Genomic DNA, 14,827 nt, shown 5'->3' on the forward strand with positions numbered 1-14,827 from the left:
GACTGACGTTCTTAGTGGCCGGTTGCCGCAACGAGGTCGCGCAGGCGGTGGCCGGGGTTGGAGTCGAGCAGCAGACGGGTGTATTCGCTTTGCGGGTTGGAGAAGACCTGCGCAGTCGGGCCGACTTCTCGCAGCTGGCCCCGACTCATCACGCCGACGTCATGGGCGAAGCGTTCAACAACGTGCAGGTCGTGGGAAATGAACAGGTAGGACAGTCCCAGGTCGCGCTGCAGGTTTTCGAGCAGGACCAGAATCTGCGCCTGCGTCAGGACGTCCAGGGCGGACAGGGCCTCGTCCAGCACGATGGTGCGCGCGCCAAGGGCGAGGGCCCGGGCGATCGCCACGCGCTGGCGCTGGCCGCCGGAGAGTTCCTTGGTCCTGCTGCCGGTGACGCGTGCGGGGAGGTTCACCTGGTCCAGGAGTTCGGCAACCCGGGCACGACGTTCCAGGCGTGACCCCACACGGAAATTCACCAGGGGTTCGGCGACGATGTCTTGAACGGTCAGCCGCGGGTCGAGCGCCGAATCCGGATTTTGGTACACCAGCTGCAGGGAGCGCCACAGCTCGCGTTTGTCTTTGCCCTGGGTTGACGTGACATCGTTCCCGTGCACCACCACGGTGCCTGCAGTAGGGTCGAGCAGCCGCATGATCATGCGGGCTGTTGTGGACTTGCCTGACCCGGATTCCCCGACCAGCGCGAACGTGGTTCCTTGGCGCACCGCAAAATTGACGTCATCCACGGCGCGGTGTTCAGTCCCGCCCCGGCCGAAGACCTTGGTGAGGCCGCGGACTTCGATCGCAGCAACGGGCTCCTCGCGGGCTGTATCCACGTCGGCCGGGTCAGCTTTCGGGGCGGTCGGAGAGGCCTCCCGGAGCAGCCTGACGGTGTAGTCGTCCTCCGGCTGCGCCAGGATGTCGGTGACCGGACGGTCTTCAAGGATCCTGCCCTGCCGCATCACCACGATCCGGTCGGCCAGATCGGTTGCGACGGCCAGGTCATGCGTCACGAAGATGACGGCCGTCCCGTGGTCCCGCGCCAGCCTGCTGAAAACCTCGAGCACCCGGCGCTGCACGGTGACGTCCAGCGCCGAGGTCGGCTCATCGGCAATCAGCAGCTTCGGTCCCAGACTGAAGGCGATCGCAATCAGGACCCGTTGCTTGAGGCCGCCGGAGAGTTCGTGGGGGTACTGTTTCAGTCGCTCCGCCGGACGGTCGATGCCCACCAGTTCGAAGAGCCGGATGACCTCCGCCCGGATCTCGCTTTTGGAGCGCTTGCCTTCCTCCGGGTGCAGCCGGAAGACCTCGGCCACCTGGGATCCGACCGTCTTCACCGGATCCAGCGAGGCGCCGGGGTCCTGCGGAACCATGCCGATCTTGCGTCCACGGATTTCCTCAAGCGCGCGTTCGGAAAGCCCGGTCAGCTCAATTCCATCGAACACGATGGTTCCGGCAGAGACCGTGGCCGCTTCGGGGAGAAGGCCGATGAGCGATTTTGCGAGCGTGCTTTTGCCGGAACCGGATTCGCCAACGACGGCAACGATTTCGCCCGGCTTGAGGACCAGTTCGAGTGACTCTGCGGCCACAACGGCCCCTGGGCCGCGGCCGTATGCGACCTGCAATCCGCGCACTTCAAGTAGCGGGCCGGGTCCGGCTATGGGTTTTACTGAGTTGATGGTCATGGGGCTCCTGACTAGAACCGGAAGATCTTGAGAAGTTGGCGTCCGAGACCGGCCAAAAGCACGAACGTCAGCACGATGACCAGGCCCGGCAGGCTGGTCATCCACCACGCGCCAGCAAGGTATTGCCGACCCTCAGAGATCAGCAAGCCCCATTCCGGGGTGGGCGGCGGGGCGCCGAAGCCGAGGAAGCCAAGCCCGGAAATTGCGAGAATGGCAGCACCCAGGTCAACTGCCAGCAGTGCGAGGACCGGGCCGCAGGAGTTCGGCAGGACATGCTTCCAGATGACGGACCAATAGGATCCTCCGTTGACGAAGGCGGCCTCGACGTAGTCCAGGTTGCGGACGCGCAGGACTTCGGAGCGCACCACGCGGGCGAACGAGGCAATCGAGGCGATGCCCACGCCCACGCCGAGCGAGATCGGTCCGGGCGCGAACGCCGTCACGATGATCAGGGAGATCAGGAATCCCGGCACGGCCAGGAGCACGTCCACGAGGCGCATGGTGCTCGCATCGGCGGCCCGGCCGGCCGTCGCAGCGAACAGACCCAGGGCCGTTCCCACCACGAAGCCGATCAGGACAGCGAGCCCTGCGGTGAGCAGGGTCTGCGAGGTGCCGTGCACGACCCTCGAGTAGACGTCCCGGCCCAAGTGGTCGGTGCCGAACCAGTGCCCGGCACTTGGCGGCTGGAACTTCTGCTTCGGAATGCCGCTGATGGGGTCGAAGGCGCCGAACAGGCCCGGCAGAAATGCCCACCCCAGGACGATCAGCAACGGAAGGACGGTCAGCCACAGGCTCGCCGAGCGCAGGATGCTTCTTTCGCGCTTTCCCTGGCCGGTCGGGACGGCGCCGCGACCGGCCGGCGGCAGCGCCACCTCTTCAATCGGATCTGTTGGTAGTAGCTCGAGGCTCACAAGGTTCTCCGTTCGGTCTCAGGCACTCAGTGCTCGTGGCGAGCCGTGGGCACTGCTCTTGAGGATGCGGGGATCCAGCAGCGGATACAGCAGGTCGACGATCAGGTTCACTGCAACGAACGCCGACGCCGTCAGCAGGACCAGGCCCTGGACCAGCGGGACATCCTGGACTGTGACGGCTTGAAGGACCACCGAGCCAAGGCCCGAGCGGGCGAAAACGGTCTCCGTGATGACGGAACCGGCAAGCAGGGTTCCGACCGTGATGCCGGCAATGGTCATTGCCGGCCCCGCAGCATTCTTCAGGGCGTGGCGGTAGAAGATCCACGCGGGGGACGCGCCCTTGGCCCGCAGTACGTCGATAAACGGTTGCTCATAGACGTGGGTGATGCTCTTGAGCAGTACCTGCGCGATTGGGGCGGAAACGTGAAGGGCCAGGACCAGGACGGGAACGGCCAGCGATGCAAAGGAACCGTCCGGGAAAAGGGACATCACGCCGAGCTGGATGGACAGCAGCTGCAGCAGCACGAGCCCGAGCCAGAACACCGGAACCGCTGCGAACAACGGCGGGAGATTGGTGATGAAGCGCTTCAGCGCCGTCGAGCGGCTCAACGTGGCCGCGGCCACGAGGGCCACCGCCAGGACAACGGCCAACACGAAGGCACTGGAGGCCAACGACAGGGTGGATCCGGCCACCGCTCCGATGCGGGTTGCCACCGACTGCCCGGAGGCCAGGGAGTACCCGACGTCGCCACCGAGCAACTGCCCGAGCTGGCTTAGGTACTGCACCAGCAGCGGCTGGTCGTAGCCGTATTGGGCCTTCATGGCATCAATCGTTGCCTGGTCAGCTGCAGCGTCCGCCGAGAGGAAGATCGTGACCGGATCGCTGGGAAGCAGCTGTACTGCCAGGAAGACGAGCGTGTACGCCAGCCAGATGACAAGCAGTGCCTGTCCGAGGCGCCGCGCAAAGTAGAGACCCATGACGATCTACTTGCCGGTCTTCCAGGCGCCCTGGAAGATCGGCGCGGTGCCGGAGGTGAATTCGACATGCGACGTGGCGTTGGCGCCGTAGACCTGGACTTCGTCCCAGAGAACGAGGGCCAACGCCTGGTCGACAACCAGCGCGCGCTGTTCTTCGGCGACGGACTGCTTGTGCGTGGCTGCGCTCGTGGCGGCGCGTTCCGTGGCGAAGAGTTCATTGAGCTGCGGGTCCGCGTTCAACGTCTGCGTGTTGGTGACCGGGCCGAAGACCGGCCCCAGGCCGCCGTAGGCGAACTGCCGGGTTCCGAAGAATTCCACGTTGGGATCCTTCATGGCAGTCGCCAGGAAGGCGTTGTCCGCCGCGCGGTTGACCAACTTCACGCCGATCTCGCGCCACTGCTGCTCGATCAGTTCAAAGGCGGGTTTGATCACCACAGAGTTGTTTGACGACGTGACGGTGACCTCGAGCTTCTGGCCGTCCTTGGCGCGGATGCCGTCGGAGCCAACTGCCCAGCCTGCCTCCTCCAGCAGGCTCTTGGACTTCTCGGGGTTGTAGGCCAGGTCAGCGGAGAGATCAACGAAGTCAGGCGCTTCGCGGTTCAGGATGGAGCCGGCGAGTTCGTAGCTGTCGGAGAGCACCGTGTCCTTGAGCGTCGGCCGGTCAATGCCGAGCTGCAGTGCCTGGCGGACCTTCGCGTCCGACAGCTTGCCGCTGCCGACCCGCACTGCCGCCATGTTTGCCGTCAGGTCAATGCCCTTGGCCGGCAGGACCTGGTTGCCGCTCCCGGCAAGGGCAGTTTCGTCGGCCGGCTGCAGGCCACGAACCAGGTCAACCTGGCCGGTCTGCACGGCACCAGCACGGTGTGCCACTTCCGGCAGGTACTTCACGACGACCTTGTCCAGATAGGCGGCGCCCTGGTTGGCGGCACCCTCCGGAGCCCAGGAGTAGTCGGAACGCTTGGCCAGGACGATTTCCTCATCTGCCTTCTCTGATTCGAAGGTGAAGGGACCCGATCCCGAGATTTTCGCGATGGCCGACTGGCCGGCGTTGTCCAGGGTGAGGGTCTTCGGCGAAACGAGTCCGGCGGTGACGGAGGACGTGGCGCGCAGGAAGTTGGCGTCGGGGGAGGACAGCGTTACTTCCACCTGGTCCCCGCCGATGACCTGTGAGGACTGGTAGGTCGAGAAGTCGACGTTCGGCTGGATCTTCGCACTTTCAATGCCCTTCCCCAGCGCCTCGAAGTTGGCCTGGACCGCCTTGGCGTCCAGCGGTGTTCCGTCGCTGAACGTCACTCCGGGGCGGATCGTGAAGGTGAACTTGGTCTGATCCTCGCTTGCGGTGAACTTGCTGGCGATCCAGGGGACAAGCTCGCCCTTCTTGGCATCGAAATAGGTCAGCCGGTCCAGCACGCTGTTCAGGACGTTCGCCTTTTCGTAGAAACGCGCCGCCTGGGTCTGGAAGTTGTTGATCGGGGTGACCTCGGCGAAGACGAACGTTCCGCCTTGGACCGGCGGCCCATCCTGGGTCTGCGATGCCGGGGTGCCGGCCGGGTTGGCGCCGCAGGCGCTCAGGGCCAGGGCCGCCGCGCCCATCAATGTCAGCAACCGCAGCGGGCGGCGTTTTGCCTTCGCGTTCGTCGTGGCCGTGCGTGATTCATTGGTATCCATCGCGGATCCTCTCGGTCATGACCGGGGAACTCCAGAATCACAGGCCCCACACACGCCAGCCACCGCAGGGCGCCGGTTAGTGGAACTTGGGATCGTGGCAATATCCATCGGTCCTGGCATTAGCACCGTGCCCGAAGGTGGTTGCTACGGCGTCATCGAGCCAGGTCTCTCAGCCGATCTGGATGGTTGGTAATTCGTTCAGAAGGACGTTTCTTGTTGCCGCGACCGTTTCGGACGGAGGCAACACCTACTTTCCTGCAGAATCTTCGATTTCCCAATAATTACGACACGTTCTGCAACAAACGATCACAAAGCCCCAGTTTCCCGAGCATCATGACGTTGGCCGCGCCAGGGGTTGCCCGCCACGCAGTACGGCGACCAGCCGGAAGTCGTGGTCCACCGCCACGACGTCGGCGCGCATGCCCGGCCGCAGGCTCCCGATCTCGGTCCCAAGCCCCAGGATCCCGGCCGGGACCAGGGTCGCGGCCTTCACGGCGTCTGCGGGTGCGACGCCGGCCTCGATGGTCCGGCGGACGACGTCGAGCAGCGTGGCCGTGCCGCCGGCGAGGGCGCCGGTGCTTTTCAGCGCCGCCACGCCCTCGCGGACCACCACCGCCGCGCGGCCGAGCCCGTAGTCGCCGTCGGGCAGGCCGGTCGACGCCATGGAATCGGTGACCAGGGCGATGTTGTCGGCGCCGACCAGTCCGAACACCATCCGGACCGTCTCGGGGTCCAGATGGACGCCGTCGCCGATGAGTTCCACCGCCACGGCGCCTGCGGCCGCGAGGCGCAGGCACGCCGCCACGGGTCCGGGGCTCCGGTGGTGAAGCGGCGGCATCCCGTTGAACAGGTGCGTCACCGTCGGCCGCCGGCCCGTTCCGCGCAGGTCTTCCGCCGCGCGGGCCAGCGAGTCGGCGGCGGTGTGGGCATCGGCGTTGGTGTGTCCCAGCGACGGCGTGACACCGTTCGCGGCGAGCAGGCTGACCAGCCCGGCGGCTCCGGGCAGTTCGGGGGCATAGGTCATGGTTGTGAGCGTGCCGCCGGACGCGTGCAGCAGCCGGCGCAGCAGCCCAGGATCCGGGTTCCGGAGCCACTCCGGGTCCTGCGCGCCGCAGCGGGCGCGGGCGAGGAACGGGCCTTCGGCGTGGATGCCGGCGATGAGGCCCTCGTCCGCGAGCGGCCGCAGCACCGTGATTCCCCGGATGAGCTCCTCCGCCGGCGCGGTTACAAGGCTGGCCAGCAGCGTCGTCGTTCCGTTGCGGTGCAGGAATGCGACGGCCGCGCGGCACGCTGTGCTGTCACCGGTGGGGAAATCGCCGCCGGCTGCGCCGTGGCAGTGCAGGTCAACGAGGCCGGGAAGGATCGAGCTGCCAGCAGGAAGGTTGATTTCCTCCGCGTGCCCGAAGCCCGCAGCGCGGACGCCGGCGCGGAACCCGGCGGCGTCGAAGCCGCTCCGCCGCCCGGCGTAGGCGATCCTGCCGCCAGCCACCGCCACGATGGAGTCGGCGGTGGCGGCGCCGTCGGAGATCAGTGTGCCGGCCAGCACGCAGGCGGCACCCGGGACGGGTTCGCGGACGTCCGGGCTGTCCACGTCCGGCATTACATCTTGGCGAGTTTGGCCCGCACCATCATGAAGACGCCGTAGAAGATCAGGCCAAGGCCGACGGCAGCAAGGATGTACAGGCCGAAAGGCTGGTCGCGGAGGGCCTTCAGGCCGCCGTCGAGCCCGGTGGACTCCTCGGGGTGGACCCTGACCGTGGCGATGATGACCAGCAGCCCCACCAGCAGCAGGGCGATGCCCTTGGCGGCGTAGCCGACGACGCCGAGGATAGTCACCGCCGAGCGTGCCCGCAGCGAGGCGGGGAGGCGGAGGTGTTTGGCGAAGGACTGCCGGAAGCCCCGGATGATGTAGACGATCCCGGCGATCGCCACGGCCGCGCCAACGACGAGCAGCAGGGCGTAGCCACCGGGGGCTTTCATCACGGACGCCGTGAGGTCGCTCGTGGAGGTGCTGTTATCTTTGCCGGCGCCGCTGGCGAAGGAGTACAGGGTGACGGCGAGTCCGGCGTAGACCACAGCCTGGAGAGCGGCCTTGGCCTTCTTCCCCAGTTTTTTCTTGGCCGGCAGGTGTTCAAAATCGAAGATCGCGTCACTTGCCTGCCAGATCGCAAGGGCCACGCAGGCTACGAAGGAACTCCAGAGCAGCAACGGCCCGGCCGGCTGCGCGGCGAGTTGCTCCACGGCGCCGCTGACGTCGGCGTCGCCTTCGCCCCCCATGGCCAGCCGGATCGCGACGAGTCCGATCAGAAAGTGCAGGATGCCGCTGACCGCAAAACCGGCACGGGCCACCAGCTCCAGTGCGCGGGAATTCGTGACGCTTTCGGCCGCGTCCGCGGCGTCCTTCAGTTCTCTTTTGATGGCGGATTCCTCGACTGACTCGGTGGTTCTGCCGGACGACCATTCCGCCCGGTTCATGCCTTTCCGTAATCGTGCCACGCGAAACCCGCCGGGAACAGCACTGACGTGTGGCGGGCCTAGCGGCGCCGGTAACTGAGGTCGAAGATGAGCCGGCCGGCCTCGTGCGCCTTGTTCTCGAAACTCGTCAGGATCCGCCCGTCGAACCGCGGCGCCCAGCCGCCGGCCTCATCGATTCCCTCGTTGGGGCCGGTATGTTCGGTGCTCACCGGGGCACGGCCCTCCTTCACCGGGGCCCCGCCCACGAGGGACTCGACGCCGGATTCCCAGACCTGGGTGAGCGGGCTCTCGTCGCCGCTGCGCTCGCCGTCGTGAAGGTTCTCGAAGTCGGCGGAGCCGGCCAGGACCTCGCGGACGTGGACGGCATAGTTCGACCAGTCTGTTGCGATCCGCCAGATGCCTCCGGGCTTGAGGGCCCGAGCGGCGAGCTCGGCGAAAGCAGGCTGGATGAGGCGGCGCTTGTGGTGCCGGGACTTGTGCCACGGGTCCGGGAAGAAGACCCAGAGTTCGGTCACGGATCCGGCCGGCAGCATGGTGGCGAGCACCTCAGGGGCATTTGCTTCCACGACGCGGACGTTGGCCAGGCCGCGGCTGTTGATCTTGATCAGGGTGTTGGCCAGTCCCGGGGTGTAGACCTCAACAGCGAGGAAGTCTTTGCCCGGGTTCTCCTCGGCGGCGTGGCAGACGGCGTCGCCGAGGCCGGAGCCGATCTCCACGATCAGGGGGGCCGTGCGGCCGAATTCGGCCGCGGCGTCGAAGACATAGTCCGGGTGCACGGACGTGTTGGCGATGTGGCGGGGGACTTCCACGGCCCACCGGTCGGAATGTTCCTCCCACGCGACCTGGCGGCGGCCCTGCAGGCGGGTGCCGCGGCGCACGAAGCTGACCGGGCGGCCGCCGTAGGTGCCGAAGGAGGCCTGGCTGCCGGGGGTCACCGGCCGGGGAGGCTTCGGTGATTCGGGGGATTCTGGGGATTCACTCATCCCTTCCAGAATAGTGGAGTCCCGGCGCCCGCCCCGGAGCCTGCCAGAATGGGGCCGTGACTGTACCGAAAAGCTCCCAGGACCCCGCCGTCACAGGCGTCGGGGCCGAAGACCGCCGAAGCATGCTGGTGGACGCCGAGATCGACGACGTCCCCGCGGCGGAGCCCACCCGGGTCGGCAGCCGGCGCAGCCTGGCCTACCTGGGTGTGTGCCTGGTCCTGATCGGGCTGAACCTGCGCACCGTCTTCTCCAGCTTCTCCGCGGTCCTTCCCGAGGTGACGGCCGACGCCGGGCTGCCGGGCTGGGCCGTCGTCGTCCTCACCACCGTGCCGGTAACGCTGCTCGGGGTTTTCGCGCCGCTCGCACCCGTCCTGGCCCGCCGCTTCGGCGCCGAGCGTGTGCTCCTGGGCGCCATGGCCGTGCTCACGGCAGGGCTCCTGCTGCGGCCCCTGGAGGCCGGCGGCGCCGGGCACCTGCCGGCACTGCTGGCCGGGACGGCTGCCTGCGGTGCGGCGATCTCGCTGTGCAACGTGCTGCTGCCCGGTCTGGTCAAGCGTGACTTCCCGCACCGGCTCGGCCTGATGGGTGGCCTCTACACCACGGCGATCTGCGCCTCCGCGGCCCTCGGCGCCGGTTTCACTTATCCGGTCTTCAGCGCGTCAGGGGAGTGGACGGCGGCGCTGCGGTTCTGGGCGCTGCCCGCCGGTGTCGTTCTTCTGCTGTTCCTGCCGCTGGCCCTCCGGCAGCGCCACGGCCGGCACCAGGTTGCGCACGGCGGCGTGAACGTCTGGCGTTCGGCGGTCGCGTGGCAGGTGACGATTTTTATGGTGCTGCAGGCGATGATGTCGTTCAGCGTCTTTGCCTGGCTGGCCCCGATTCTGCGCGAGCGAGGGGTGGACGGCGGAACGGCCGGGGTGATCGTTTCCGTGTCGATTCTGCTGCAGATGCTCGGGTCCCTGTTCGCGCCGGCGCTCGCCACCCGGTTCCGGGACCAGCGCGCGATCAACACTGTGGTGGCGCTGATGACCGGTGGCGGCTTTGCGCTGAGCATTTTCGGCCCGCTGGAGCTGATCTGGCTGTGGACCGGGCTGCTGGGCCTGGGCCAGGGCAGCCTGACCGCCGTCGCGCTCACCATGATCATGGTCCGCACCCGGGACGGCCACACCGCGGCGCATCTGTCCGGGATGATGCAGGGTGTGGGCTACGGAGTGGGGTCCACCGGGACCCTGCTGGTCGGCCAGCTGCACCAGGCCACGGGGTCGTTCGCGGCGGCGGGTGTGCTCTTCCTCGCCGTCGGATCGCTGGCGGCGGTGTTCGGCTACCGCGCCGGGCGGAACCGCTTCATCGGCGGCTGACGGCGGCCTGGGACGCACCATCTGGAAAAGCCTCACACAGGCCCGGCCGGCCGAGGCGCCCCTGGCGCTCCCTAAACGCCGGCCTTCGCGAACACCTGCTGGATGACGGTGCTTGCCGCGTCGACTGCGGCCTGGACATCGCCCTGCGCAAGCGGCCGATAAGTCATCCTGCTGACCTCCACCGACAGCGTCCCCGTCCGGGCACCGAGACGGACGTAGGACTGGCCGGATCCGTCCGAGGTCTGGTAGCTGAAGGCGTGGCTGGAATCGGCGTCGAACTGCACGGTCAGGGGCTGCACCGCCGGCCAGGTTAGTGGGCCCTGCCCCAGGACGTTCGCCTGGATGGACGTGCAGTCGCTGATTGCCGACGTCCGGAGGTCGAAGGGTAGGGCTGCGCGAGGGCTGTGCCCATGCTGATGACGGTCACGTCGAGCGAGATCATCTTGTCGCCGGTGGAGACGATGCCCTGGGCCAGGGTCGCTCCGCCGGCGAGTGTTCCGTAGTAGGCGGCGTCGTCGTAGGCGCAGCTGGCGCGCGACGGGAGCGGTGAGGCCCCTGGTGCCCGCGAAACCACGCGGGCCTCGGTCGGCGTCACGTAGAGCTCCCTGCCGGCCCCTCCAGTCACTCCCGTGAGCAGCTGGCTTAGCTCTTCCGGGCTGCGGGCGCCCGCCGGATTCGGCTGCGGGGCGCTGGGCGGGTTCTTCACTGCCTCGTCGATGAGGTCCCGGGCGAAGCCCGCCATGGAGTCCACTGCCCGTGCAGTCGTTTCAGCATTTACCGGCCAGACCGTCAGAGCCATGTCGATGGACATCGTCCCGGCCAGCACCTGCAGTCCAGCGGTCCCGATGTCTTTGGGCCCCAGTCCCTTCGCCTTCTGCGTGGTTGCGTATGCCTGCTGCCCGACGGGCGGCGCCGCCGGAAGTTGGGCCTCGTACCTTGACGACATCGTTCCGCCGGCCATGGAGTAGGTGTAGCTCCGCTCGAATTGGGAACACTCTGCCGCCAGGACAGCCGTCTTATTGAAATCCGCAGCGGCGAGTTTGTCGTGCGGGGCGCTCCTGATCACGAAGACGATGGTTGTCGTTTGCGACGACTGCTCGGTGAGGGGCATGCGGCCCTCCGCGAAGCTCACGTCTGGATCGGTCCGGCGTGTCGCGGTCTCCGTCTCCTCGTGCAGTCGGAAGGCGCCGCACTGCTCCGGCGTCGTGGCGCCGGTGCTGGCGGGCGGTGTGACGACCTTGGCCGTCTCACGGAGGGTCCGTGTGTCAACCACGATCCCCTGAAGGTTTCGCGAGCGCACCACCGTCGTCGCCAGGTCAACGAGCTGCTGGTCCGTATAGATCTCGCCCGGCGCCGCGGCGGCGGGTGGCGCACTGTCGGGCGAGGTGTTGCCCGGAGACGCACTGCCGGGCGGGGGTCGACGGCGACGTACCGCCGGGTGGCGGGGTGCACGCGGCGAGGGCCAGAAGGGCCACGACGGCGCCGGCCGCCCAGCCGCGACGTGGCATCACAGGCCCGCTTTGGCGAAGACCTGGCCGAGAACGCCGGCCAGCACGTCCGCGGCGGGCTGCGCGTCGGCCTCCGAGGACCTGACAGTGCTCGCCTCCACCGCCAGCGTCCCCTTCCGTGCGCCGACGAGGACGTGCCATTGACCGGTCTCGTCGGCTAACTGGTAGGCGACGGCGTAGCTTGAGTCGCCGGCGCCGGCCATGTTCAGCTGCTTGGTGCCCGACCACTGGCGCGTGCCTCCGCCCAGGTCCTCCTGGATTGCCGGGCAGTCGCGGAGCGCTGCGGCCTGGGCATCGAACGGGTATGGTGGCGTCGCGGTTGTGGGCATGCTGATCACTGCGAGCTCGATGAAATCCATCTTGCTGGCACCCTGGATCTGCCCCTGGCCGACCACCGAGCCGATCGGCGACTGGTAGGCGGCGCCGCTGAAGCTGCACGGCGGCCGTGGCCCCTGGGACGGCTGGCCGAGATCAATGCCGGGACGCTCCGAACCGATGACTGACGCAGCAGGCATGTCCACTGTTTTCCCGGTTGGTCCCGCAATGCCCTTAAGCAGTGCGACGAGATCGTCCGGGGTGCGGGAGTTCGGCGGAGCCGCAGCTACCGATGGCGGGTGCTGCGCGGCCTGGTCGATGAGCTCCTGTGCCAGCGCGGCCATGGAATCGAGGGCGGGGCGGGCGTCGGCCTCGGAGCTCGGTGCGGCGACGGAGAGACCCAGCGTGACGGACATCGTGCCCGCCAGCACCCGGAGCCCGACCCAGCCAAAATCCCCGGGGTCCTGCGGTTTTGTGGTCTGCAGCCAGGCGAACCTCTTCTCCCCGGCAGGCGGTGCGTTGAGGAGCTGGACCGCGTACGTCGAGGTCCTGCCGGACTCCGTGGACGCGACGTCGAACTGGCTGCAGCGGGCAGCCAAGTCGTCTGTGTAGTTGAAGTCGGCCTGGGAGATCGCGGACGCCTCCGCGCTCCGGAGCGTGAGCATGATGGTTGTCGTCGGTCCCGACTCCCGCGTTCCGGCGATTGGCATCATTCCTTCCGCCATGTTCACACTCTTGTCCGCCCATTGGGCGAAGGGATTTCGGGACGCGAAGACCGCGCAGTCGCCTGGCGTCGTCACGGTCTCTGCGCCGGGTATGAGCCGCCCGCCGCCACGCTTCGCATCCGCTGGGAGTCCTGTGCCCATCCCTGTGACTGGCGGTTCTGGCCCACGGCGTTAATGATCGCCATCAATTCCTGGTCCGTATAGACCTTGCTCGGCGCGCCCGCCGATGGAGCGCCGGCCGAGCCAGTATCCGCCGACGGGGTGCCGGCAGATGAAGAGGACGGATCCGCCGTCGTCGGTCCGCCCGGCGTCGAGGGCCCGGAGGAACATCCCGCCAGTGCCAGCAGCGCGGCGACGATGCAGGTAAGCCGCCGCCTGGCCCTCGCCCCCGGCGCCGCCCGGAATACTCCAGCTGTCACTACTGCCCGAGCGGACATCGCAGGCCCCCCTTTGTCTTGTAAGGCACACGCTACGTTTCGGTAGGGATTCGCAAGAAGGGCACTTCGGCCCGACACGGGCATCCGATAACGGATGAAAGCCCGGGGATCAGGACTTTGGGGTCTTCAGGCAGGTTCCCGTCGCACCCCCAGGCACCGACGCCGCGCGCATGGTGCGCCCGGCCCGCCGGCTGTGGCATGCTTCCCCTTGAGCCACATCCCGGACCCGCCAGAAAGCTCCGCGGCAGCCGACCTCGACCTGAACCCACGTTGAGGTTCGTACACGACTATTGATCAGGCCAGGCCCTTGCCCCGTTCCGTTCCCGCCCCGACCCTGGAATCAGCCGGCATTTTCCACCGCGACTACCTGCTGGTAACCCTGGGCGCCTGTGCACTCGTGTTCCTGGCCGCCTTCGAATCGCTGGCGGTGACCACGATCATGCCGCTGGTCAGCCGGGAGCTGGCGGGGGCCAGCCTTTACGCACTGGCCTTCGCAGGCCCGCTCGCCACCGGCGTCATCGGCATGGTGGCCGCCGGCAACTGGTCCGACCGGCGCGGCCCGGTCGGACCGCTGTACGCATCAGTCGCCATGTTTGTGGTGGGCCTGCTGCTCGCGGGGACAGCAGCGAGCATGCCTGCCCTCGTGGCCGGCCGGCTGGTCCAGGGCCTGGGCGGCGGCGCCATAACGGTGGCGCTGTATGTCGTGATCGCCCGCGTCTACCCGCCGGTGCTGCACCCGAAGATCTTCGCCGCCTTCTCCGCAGCCTGGGTGATCCCCTCGCTGGTGGGTCCGTTCGCCGCCGGCATCGTGGCGCAGCTGGCCAGCTGGCACTGGGTGTTCCTCGGCGTCGTGGGGCTTGTGCTGCCGGCACTGCTGATGATTGTGCCGGCCCTGCGCGGGCTGCACGGCACGCCCGACGCTAAGTCCGGCGGCACCGCCGGCGGCATGCCGGACGGCGCACCGCCGACAGCCGCGGCACCGGAGGACATGTCCACTGGTTCGCACCGGTCCTCGGGGACCGGGCGGCTGGCCTGGGCCGCCCTCGCAGCGCTCGCCGTGCTCGGCCTGAACCTCTCCGCCAGGCTCCCGGCGGCGGGCGGGGTCGTAGCTGTGGCGGCCGTCGTCGTGGCCCTCATCGCCGTCCGCCCGCTGGTGCCGCGCGGAACTTTGACGGGCCGCCGCGGACTCCCCAGCGTTATCCTCACCCGCGGCCTGGCCTCCGCCGCGTTCTTCGGCGCCGAGGTCTATCTGCCGTACCTGCTCGTGGAGCGCTACGCTTTCTCCCCCACCTTCGCCGGCCTTGCCCTGACCGGCGGCGCCGTCGCGTGGGCGGCAGGTTCCGCGGTCCAGGGCCGCCTCGGGTCACGCCTGGATCACCGCCGCGCTGTTCGAATCGGGGCGGCCCTGGTCCTCGGCGCCGTCGTCCTGGTATTGCTGACCACGGTCCTCAGCTGGCCGGCCGCCGTGGCGATCGTCGCCTGGGTGGTCGCCGGAGGCGGCATGGGGCTGATGTATTCACGCCTGAGCGTGATGACCCTGGCGCTGTCCAGCAAGGAAGAGGAAGGCTTCAACAGTTCGGCGATGTCCATTTCCGACTCGCTGGGCGGGGCACTTTCGCTCGCCACCACCGGCATCATCTTTACCGCGTTCCCGACCGCGGCGGCGGCCTTTGGCGGTGTCTTCGCCCTGACAGCGTTGATCGGCATCGCCGCGGTTGCCGTCGCCCCGCGGGTGGCCCGGCGGCGCGCTCCGGCGTCGGGTCCCCGCTGAGTCCGTCCCCGGCCGGTCCTCG

General features: G+C 68.0%; 12 protein-coding genes and 1 riboswitch. Of the genes, 2 read left to right on the forward strand and 10 right to left on the reverse strand.

The genetic code is table 11. The annotated features are described in order from the left end of the window. Window positions 1-11 precede the first annotated feature (11 nt). The 7 genes from AC50X9_RS00480 to trmB all read right to left on the reverse strand — a co-directional run bounded on the left by AC50X9_RS00480 (window position 12) and on the right by trmB (window position 8,694). Entirely contained in the window at window positions 12-1,679 is a 1,668-nt protein-coding gene (locus tag AC50X9_RS00480) for a dipeptide ABC transporter ATP-binding protein (protein WP_494888965.1), read from the reverse strand. Between the two features lie 11 nt (window positions 1,680-1,690). Further along, window positions 1,691-2,590 (reverse strand): ABC transporter permease, encoded by a 900-nt coding sequence (locus AC50X9_RS00485; protein ID WP_494888967.1) that lies wholly within the window; start codon window positions 2,588-2,590, stop codon window positions 1,691-1,693. An 18-nt stretch (window positions 2,591-2,608) separates the two neighbouring features. Continuing rightward, window positions 2,609-3,568, reverse strand: a complete 960-nt coding sequence (locus tag AC50X9_RS00490) for an ABC transporter permease (RefSeq protein WP_494888969.1) — start codon at window positions 3,566-3,568, stop codon at window positions 2,609-2,611. Window positions 3,569-3,574: 6 nt separating this feature from the next. After that, window positions 3,575-5,236 carry an ABC transporter substrate-binding protein gene (locus AC50X9_RS00495; protein WP_494888971.1) on the reverse strand — a complete coding sequence of 554 codons (1,662 nt, stop codon included), beginning with the start codon at window positions 5,234-5,236 and terminating at the stop codon, window positions 3,575-3,577. A gap of 101 nt (window positions 5,237-5,337) precedes the next feature. Continuing rightward, a riboswitch (SAM riboswitch) is annotated at window positions 5,338-5,425 on the reverse strand. A 142-nt stretch (window positions 5,426-5,567) separates the two neighbouring features. Further along, window positions 5,568-6,836, reverse strand: coding sequence for an N-acetylglucosamine-6-phosphate deacetylase (locus AC50X9_RS00500; RefSeq protein WP_494888974.1), 1,269 nt, complete (start codon window positions 6,834-6,836; stop codon window positions 5,568-5,570). Next, window positions 6,836-7,711, reverse strand: a complete 876-nt coding sequence (locus AC50X9_RS00505; protein ID WP_494888976.1) for a DUF1206 domain-containing protein — start codon at window positions 7,709-7,711, stop codon at window positions 6,836-6,838. Before AC50X9_RS00505 ends, AC50X9_RS00500 begins: the two co-directional genes overlap by 1 nt. A gap of 59 nt (window positions 7,712-7,770) precedes the next feature. Beyond that, on the reverse strand, window positions 7,771-8,694 hold the full coding sequence (trmB, locus tag AC50X9_RS00510) for a tRNA (guanosine(46)-N7)-methyltransferase TrmB (RefSeq protein WP_494888981.1): 924 nt from the start codon (window positions 8,692-8,694) through the stop codon (window positions 7,771-7,773). A gap of 122 nt (window positions 8,695-8,816) precedes the next feature. Here trmB and AC50X9_RS00515 point away from each other — a divergent pair, with 122 nt between their 5' ends. Then, the gene (locus AC50X9_RS00515) at window positions 8,817-10,049 is read left to right on the forward strand and encodes an MFS transporter (RefSeq protein ID WP_494889486.1); all 1,233 of its coding nucleotides are present in this window, start codon (window positions 8,817-8,819) and stop codon (window positions 10,047-10,049) included. A 71-nt stretch (window positions 10,050-10,120) separates the two neighbouring features. Here the strand turns inward: AC50X9_RS00515 and AC50X9_RS00520 are convergent, their stop codons facing one another. From AC50X9_RS00520 to AC50X9_RS00530, 3 genes are all read right to left on the reverse strand, one after another. Continuing rightward, window positions 10,121-10,348 (reverse strand): hypothetical protein, encoded by a 228-nt coding sequence (locus AC50X9_RS00520; protein WP_494888983.1) that lies wholly within the window; start codon window positions 10,346-10,348, stop codon window positions 10,121-10,123. Window positions 10,349-10,359: 11 nt separating this feature from the next. Beyond that, window positions 10,360-11,322, reverse strand: coding sequence for a hypothetical protein (locus tag AC50X9_RS00525; protein ID WP_494888985.1), 963 nt, complete (start codon window positions 11,320-11,322; stop codon window positions 10,360-10,362). 234 nt (window positions 11,323-11,556) lie between these two features. Next, window positions 11,557-12,597, reverse strand: a complete 1,041-nt coding sequence (locus tag AC50X9_RS00530) for a hypothetical protein (RefSeq protein WP_494888987.1) — start codon at window positions 12,595-12,597, stop codon at window positions 11,557-11,559. Between the two features lie 744 nt (window positions 12,598-13,341). On the opposite strand from AC50X9_RS00530, the gene AC50X9_RS00535 reads away from it, so the two are divergent. Then, window positions 13,342-14,805 (forward strand): MFS transporter, encoded by a 1,464-nt coding sequence (locus AC50X9_RS00535; RefSeq protein ID WP_494888989.1) that lies wholly within the window; start codon window positions 13,342-13,344, stop codon window positions 14,803-14,805. Window positions 14,806-14,827 lie beyond the last annotated feature (22 nt).

This window comes from Pseudarthrobacter sp. HLT1-3 (genome assembly GCF_059383535.1).

What these genes read in the sequence shown, in the direction of transcription:
- AC50X9_RS00500 (WP_494888974.1), bottom strand. Translation starts at nt 6,836, where the DNA reads ATGCCGGACGTGGACAGCCCGGACGTCCGCGAACCCGTCCCGGGTGCC.
- AC50X9_RS00480 (WP_494888965.1), bottom strand. Translation starts at nt 1,679, where the DNA reads ATGACCATCAACTCAGTAAAACCCATAGCCGGACCCGGCCCGCTACTT.
- AC50X9_RS00490 (WP_494888969.1), bottom strand. Translation starts at nt 3,568, where the DNA reads ATGGGTCTCTACTTTGCGCGGCGCCTCGGACAGGCACTGCTTGTCATC.
- AC50X9_RS00530 (WP_494888987.1), bottom strand. Translation starts at nt 12,597, where the DNA reads ATGGCGGAAGGAATGATGCCAATCGCCGGAACGCGGGAGTCGGGACCG.
- AC50X9_RS00495 (WP_494888971.1), bottom strand. Translation starts at nt 5,236, where the DNA reads ATGGATACCAATGAATCACGCACGGCCACGACGAACGCGAAGGCAAAA.
- trmB (WP_494888981.1), bottom strand. Translation starts at nt 8,694, where the DNA reads ATGAGTGAATCCCCAGAATCCCCCGAATCACCGAAGCCTCCCCGGCCG.
- AC50X9_RS00515 (WP_494889486.1), top strand. Translation starts at nt 8,817, where the DNA reads ATGCTGGTGGACGCCGAGATCGACGACGTCCCCGCGGCGGAGCCCACC.
- AC50X9_RS00505 (WP_494888976.1), bottom strand. Translation starts at nt 7,711, where the DNA reads ATGAACCGGGCGGAATGGTCGTCCGGCAGAACCACCGAGTCAGTCGAG.